Origin of the sequence: Oscillibacter sp. KLE 1745 (genome assembly GCF_000469445.2) — a bacterium.
GTDB lineage: Bacteria > Bacillota > Clostridia > Oscillospirales > Oscillospiraceae > Oscillibacter > Oscillibacter welbionis.
On record NZ_KI271786.1, the window covers coordinates 1 to 6,437 of the forward strand.

Consider the following 6,437-nt stretch of genomic DNA (forward strand, 5'->3'; position numbering starts at 1 on the left):
CCTTCCGGGCGGCCGCTTTGTCCCATAAATTTCCTTTGTAGTGGGACCGGCGGTCCGGCAGATGCCGGGCCGCCGGTTTTGTTTCCCGTCCCACAGCGTCCAGAACAGCCCGCTGATCCGGCCGTTCTCGTCCCCATTGATCCGCTCCGCGGCCGGTACTTTCGGCAGTCCCGGTATGGCCCCTCACGGGACAGGTCCCGCGGGGACTCCGCATTTAATCCAGTTGGGCAGGCCCAGCCCGTCCAGCTCAAGGTTTTGCCTCCGGCAAAACGCTTGGACGCCGCTCCCGCGGCGGTATGACCATGCCTCAGAACAGCCCGCTGATCCGGCCGTTCTCATCCACATCGATCCGCTCCGCGGCCGGTACTTTCGGCAATCCCGGCATGGTCATGATATCTCCCGTCAGGGCCACCAGAAAGCCTGCCCCAGCGGACACTTTCAGGTTCCGGACCGTCACAGTGAAGCCCCGGGGCGCTCCCAGCAGGGAGGGGTCGTCGGAAAAGCTGTACTGGGTCTTGGCCATGCAGATGGGCAGTTCCCCGAACCCCAGCTCTGTCAGCCGCCGGGCCTGCTTCTGGGCGGCAGGCGTCAGTACCACGCCGTCCGCATGGTAAATCCGCCGGCAGATAGTCTCCAGCTTCTCTTCGATGGACCCCCCCAGCGCATAGCTGTACCGGAAGTCGGACGGCTGCTCACACAGCCGGACTACCTCCTCTGCCAAAGCAGTTCCGCCGGCGCCGCCCTTGGCCCACACCTCGCTGAGGGCCACGCTCACCCCCAGCTCCCGGCATTTCTCCTCTACCAGCTTCAGCTCCGCCGCCGTGTCCGTGGGGAACGCATTGATGGCCACCACGCAGGGCAGGCCAAATACGTTTTTGATATTGTCCACATGCTGGAGCAGGTTGGGCAGTCCCCGCTCCAGGGCCGCTAGATCCTCTCTGCCCAGCTCCGCTCTGGCTGCGCCGCCGTGGTGCTTCAATGCCCGGACCGTGGCCACGACCACCACCGCGTCGGGCTTCAGCCCCGCCATGCGGCACTTGATGTCCAGAAACTTCTCCGCCCCCAGATCCGCGCCGAAGCCCGCCTCCGTGATGGCATAGTCCCCCAGCTTCAGAGCCATCCGGGTAGCGGTGACGGAGTTGCAGCCGTGGGCGATGTTGGCAAAGGGTCCGCCGTGGATCAGGGCCGGAGTATGCTCCAGCGTCTGAACCAGATTGGGCTTCAGAGCGTCCTTCAGCAGGGCCGCCATGGCGCCGGCCGCCTTCAGGTCGGCAGCGGTCACCGGGGCGTCGTCATAGGTGTAGCCCATCACGATCCGCCCCAGACGGGCTTTCAGATCCGGGATGTCCGATGCCAGACACAGCACGGCCATGACCTCGCTGGCCACGGTGATATCAAATCCGTCCTCCCGGGGCACACCCTGCATCCGGCCCCCCAGGCCATCCACGATGCTGCGCAGCTGCCGGTCGTTCATATCCACACACCGCCGCCACGTAATCCGCTTGACGTCGATCCCCAAGGCGTTACCCTGCTGGATGTGGTTGTCCAACATCGCCGCCAGCAGGTTGTTGGCCGCGCCGATGGCGTGAAAGTCCCCGGTGAAGTGGAGATTGATGTCCTCCATAGGCACCACCTGGGCATAGCCGCCGCCGGCGGCGCCGCCCTTGATGCCGAACACCGGCCCCAGGGAGGGCTCCCGCAGGGCCACCACGGCATTTCTGCCGATCCGCCGCAGCCCATCCGCCAGCCCTACCGTAGTGGTGGTCTTGCCTTCCCCGGCAGGGGTGGGGGTGATAGCGGTCACCAGAACCAGCTTACCGTCCGGCCGATTTGTCTCCTTCAGAAAGCGGTTGTCGATCTTGGCTTTGTATCTGCCGTATTGCTCTATATACGCCCCATCCATCCCGCAGGCGTCCGCAATATCCGTGATGGGAAGGGGCTTCGCCTCCTGGGCGATCTCGATATCGCTTTTGATGGTCATGGCTGCCTCCTGTTTTCCGGGCTGTCCGTGTCCAGACACCCTGCTGTTTCATGTTCGATTATACCGGCTCCCCCGGGTAAAAGCAACAGTTCTCTCCAAATCCCCTTATTTTCCAACCTTTTACAGGTAAAACACCGGCGGCACCTGCTGCACAGCGGTCTCTGCGTCCATGTCCTTTGTTATCTGTAAATGTGATAGCCGGTTGCATAAGATCCGTTCTAGCAGTTTCTCCTCCGCAGATGCTATAATATTGTACAGAGAAGAAGGCGCTTATATCTTAAAAACTGTGCATTCAGACGAACAGAGGTGTATGAAAAGAGGAAAGAGCACATAAGGAGGTACGTATATGGAAACTCTGGAGAAAAAAGGCAAAGGTTCCGCGTTGCTCCCGTTCCTGCTATTTATTGTCATCTATCTAGGTGCTGGCCTGTACTTCCAGGCACAGGGTGTAGAGATGGCCTTCTACCAGTTCCCCTCTGTCACAGCCATGTTCATTGCCCTGCTGCTGGCCTTCTGCCAGGGCAAGGGCACCATCGATCAGAAATTCACAGTCTTCGCCAAGGGCGCCGCCAACGAGAACGTCCTGACCATGCTGATGATCTACATCCTGGCCGGCGCCTTCTCCACCGTGGCCAGTGCCATGGGCGGCGTGGACGCCACCGTGAATCTGGGTCTCAGCGTCATTCCCGTGCACTTCCTGGCCGCCGGCGTGTTCGTGATCTCCGCGTTCATGGGCACCGCCACCGGCACCTCCATGGGCACCATCAGCGCCATTGTTCCTATCGCTGTGGGCGTGGCGGAAAAGGGCGGGTTGAGCCTTCCCCTGTTTCTGGGCGCCTGCGTGGGCGGTGCCATGTTCGGCGACAACCTCTCTATGATCTCCGACACCACCATTGCCGCCACCCGCACCCAGGGCTGCCAGCTCCGGGACAAGTTCCGGGTGAACTTCCTCATTGCCCTGCCGGCGGCTATCATCACCATCATCGTGCTGCTGGTCGTAGGCCGGCCTGAGACCGTGACGGAGATGGGAAATCTGTCTTTCAACGTCATCAAGGTCATTCCCTACCTCGCCGTGCTGGTACTGGCGCTGATCGGCATGAATGTGTTCCTGGTGCTGACCATCGGCATCTTCGCCGCCGGCATCATCGGCCTGGCCCTTGGCGATCTGGATATCCCACTCTTTGCCCAAAGCATCTGGAACGGTTTCACCGGCATGAACGAGGTCTTCTTCCTGTCCCTGTTCTGCGGCGGCATGTCTGAGATGATCGCCCACAACGGCGGCATCACTTGGCTGATCGAAAAGCTGGGCCGCATGATGAAGGGCAACAAGTCCGCCCAGGTGGGTGTCGCGGCTCTGGTGTCCCTGGCAGACTGTGCCACTGCCAACAATACGGTGGCCATCATTGTCAGCGGCCCCATGGCCAAAAACATGAGCCGAATCCACAAAGTGGATCCCCGCCGCACCGCCTCTCTGCTGGACGTGTTCTCCTGCGTGCTTCAGGGCATGATCCCCTGGGGCGCCCAGCTGCTGACTGCCGCCAGCCTCACCACGATATACGGCGTGACCATGAACCCCATAGACATCCTGCCCTATATGTGGTACTGCTGGATTCTGGCCGCCGTGGGCATCCTCTCCATTTTCATTCCCTTCGCCGACGGCATCTGCCGCAAGGACCCCTGGAACTGGGAGTACGATGTGGCGGAGTCCGGCGTGGCTGCCAAGAAGGCTTCTCTGGAGCTGGAGCGGCAGGAGTCCGCGCAGACGCCCATCTGACCTGCGTGTCTCTTGCTAAAAAAAGACCGGGCGCCCTGAGGCGCCCGGTCTTTTTCTCCTCTGTCAGGTCCCCTCCTGAAGCCGCCTGGTGAAGGCGATGGAATCCGCCAGCGCCTCCTCCAGCAGGCGGACGAACTGCTCCGTCAGCGGAGAGGGCCGGCTGCTGCGGATGTGGATCCAGCCCAGGTGGACCGAGGTCTTCCCCAGCAGCGGGATCGTGACTACGCTTCCGTCCGCCAGCCCCTCCGACAGCAGGCCGCTGCCGGAGGTGAACGCATCGGTGGACGCCAGCACGTACATCGCCGTGGCCCGGTTGTTCACGCTGATGCACTTTGCCGGCTTTTTCAGAGAGACCATGGGGTACTCCTCGAAAAAGTCCGACGCCACGCCTTGGTCGTGCTCAAACGCCACATACGGATATCCGTCCAGTTCCTCCTCCGTTACGCTGGAGCGGCCAGCCAGCGGATGCCCCCCGCGAACATAGATACAGGGGCAGACGGCGGCCAGTTCGTGGAATTCCAGCTCCCGGGCGTCCAGCAGCCGGCAGATAATCTTCTCCGTCAGATCCGTCAGGCAGATGACGCCCACGTCCGCCCGGTGGTCATAGACGTCGTCAATCACACCGTCCATCCCTGTCTCCCGGAGGCCAAATCGGAAGCGGTTTTCACCGGCGATTCGGAGCAGCCTCAAAAACGCGTCCACTGCAAAGGGATACCGCTGGCAGGAAACGGAAAAGCGCACCGGAGCCGCGGCGTTGCGTGCCTCACCATACAGGCTCTCGATCCCGCGCTTCTGCTCCAGCAGGGAGACGGCGTAGCTGAGAAACTCCTTGCCCTCCGGCGTGAACTCCACGCCCCGGTTGCTGCGGGCCAGCACCCGAATGCCCAGTTCGTTCTCAAGCTCCCGCACCGCCGTGGAAATCCCCGACTGGGACAGGAACAGCTTCTGGGCCGCCTTGTTGATGGAGCCGCATTTGGAGATCTCCACGATGTACTCAAGCTGCTGAAACGTCATAGAAAGCCTCCTCTTCCCCTTTCGATCTCACTTTTCTATTATAGGCATTTTGAGCTGGTTGTCAAATCGTTATCAAAAAAACTGTCAACACATCCCGCAAAACGCATATTAACAGCTTTGCGCCCTTTGTGCTATTCTATAAGTAGAACCAAACAAAAGATATCAGTTATTTGAGAAGTTTTCTGTTTAATATCACCTGCGTTTTTCGATGGATGCACAGATTTTCCCCCTCTCTTCTCTCTATCCCCGCAGCCGCGTCAGAGTCTCTCTGATAGCGAAAATTTGAATACCAGTCAATTTTGCCCCTGCGGAGCGTCTCCGGAGGGGCCGGTGAAGAAAGGAAGATCGACTGTATGAACACGGAGAAAAAGTTCGGTTTTGCCACGCGTCAGATCCACGCCGGCCACATGGAAAACGCGGCGGGCTCCTTGTGCGCCCCCATCTATCAGACCTCCACCTTCGCATTCTCCACCGTCCAGCAGGGCGGCGCCCGGTTCGCCGGCGAGGAGGGCGGATATATCTACACCCGTCTGGGCAACCCCACTCTGGGCGCTGTTGAGGAGAAGCTGGCCTCCCTGGAGGGCGGCGAGGCCGCCATGGCCGCGGCCTCCGGCATGGGCGCCATCTCCTCCGCTCTGTGGACCTCTGTGGTGGCCGGGGACGAGATCGTGGCGGATGAGACGCTGTACGGCTGTACATACGCGCTGCTGAACCATGGCATGACCAAGTTCGGCGTGAAGGTCACCCTGACGGACCTGTCCGACATTGAGAACCTGAAGAAGAACCTCACCGACAAGACCCGGGTGGTGTACTTCGAGACCCCCTGCAACCCCACGCTGAAGCTGCTGGACATCGAGCTGATCGCCAAGACGGCCCATGCCTTCAACCCCGACATCCGGGTGATCGTGGACAACACCTTCTGCACACCGTACCTGCAGCGTCCTCTGGAGCTGGGCGCGGACGTGGTGGTTCACAGCGCCACCAAGTACCTCAACGGCCACGGCGACGTGATCGCAGGCATCGTGGTGGGCAAGGCGGACTTCATCTCCCAGTGCCGGATGTTCGGCCTGAAGGATATGACCGGCGCCGTCCTGAGTCCCTTTGATGCGTTCCTGATGGCCCGGGGCCTGAAGACCCTGGACATCCGCATGGAGCGCCACTGCGCCAACGCCCAGAAGGTGGCGGCGTTCTTCACCAGCCATCCCGCGGTGGCCAAGGTCTATTATCCCGGCCTGGACACCTTCCCCGGTCACGAGATCGCGGCCAAGCAGATGAAGCTGCCCGGCGGCATGATCTCCATCGAGCTGAAGGCCGACCGCGCCGCTGTTGCCGCCGCGCTGAACAAGCTGCAGCTGTGCACCATCGCCGTGTCTCTGGGCGATGCGGAAACTCTGGTGGAGCATCCCGCCACCATGACCCACTCCACCTACTCTGCCGAAGAGCTGGCAGCCGCCGGCATCTCCGAGGGCTTGGTCCGCATCAGTGTGGGTCTGGAGGATCCCGAGGATATCATCGATGATTTCAAGACGGTTTTGGATACGCTGTAATTGATCCCGCTGCGGGGCCGCTCCTCCTCTCCTACATTGGGAGCAGCCCCGCTTTCCCGCGGATCCGCGTACCTCCTTTTCGCCGTCCCGGTCTTTCCCCACCCTGCCGGAGGCGGCCAAA

General features: G+C 61.1%; 4 protein-coding genes. 2 read left to right on the forward strand and 2 right to left on the reverse strand.

Features of this window, described 5'->3' with window-relative positions:
• Positions 1–307: 307 nt before the first annotated feature.
• Positions 308–1,981: a formate--tetrahydrofolate ligase gene (locus HMPREF1546_RS17685; RefSeq protein WP_021750387.1), complete on the reverse strand. Its 1,674-nt coding sequence runs from the start codon at positions 1,979–1,981 to the stop codon at positions 308–310.
• 346 nt (positions 1,982–2,327) lie between these two features.
• On the opposite strand from HMPREF1546_RS17685, the gene HMPREF1546_RS17690 reads away from it, so the two are divergent.
• Positions 2,328–3,755, forward strand: a complete 1,428-nt coding sequence (locus HMPREF1546_RS17690; protein ID WP_021750390.1) for a Na+/H+ antiporter NhaC family protein — start codon at positions 2,328–2,330, stop codon at positions 3,753–3,755.
• 63 nt (positions 3,756–3,818) lie between these two features.
• Here the strand turns inward: HMPREF1546_RS17690 and HMPREF1546_RS17695 are convergent, their stop codons facing one another.
• Complete coding sequence (locus HMPREF1546_RS17695) at positions 3,819–4,769, reverse strand: LysR family transcriptional regulator (protein WP_021750391.1); 951 nt, start codon at positions 4,767–4,769, stop codon at positions 3,819–3,821.
• A gap of 353 nt (positions 4,770–5,122) precedes the next feature.
• Between HMPREF1546_RS17695 and megL the strand changes: the two genes are divergently transcribed.
• Positions 5,123–6,316, forward strand: coding sequence for a methionine gamma-lyase (megL, locus tag HMPREF1546_RS17700; protein ID WP_021750393.1), 1,194 nt, complete (start codon positions 5,123–5,125; stop codon positions 6,314–6,316).
• Positions 6,317–6,437 lie beyond the last annotated feature (121 nt).

What these genes read in the sequence shown, in the direction of transcription:
- HMPREF1546_RS17685 (WP_021750387.1), bottom strand. Translation starts at nt 1,981, where the DNA reads ATGACCATCAAAAGCGATATCGAGATCGCCCAGGAGGCGAAGCCCCTT.
- HMPREF1546_RS17690 (WP_021750390.1), top strand. Translation starts at nt 2,328, where the DNA reads ATGGAAACTCTGGAGAAAAAAGGCAAAGGTTCCGCGTTGCTCCCGTTC.
- HMPREF1546_RS17695 (WP_021750391.1), bottom strand. Translation starts at nt 4,769, where the DNA reads ATGACGTTTCAGCAGCTTGAGTACATCGTGGAGATCTCCAAATGCGGC.
- megL (WP_021750393.1), top strand. Translation starts at nt 5,123, where the DNA reads ATGAACACGGAGAAAAAGTTCGGTTTTGCCACGCGTCAGATCCACGCC.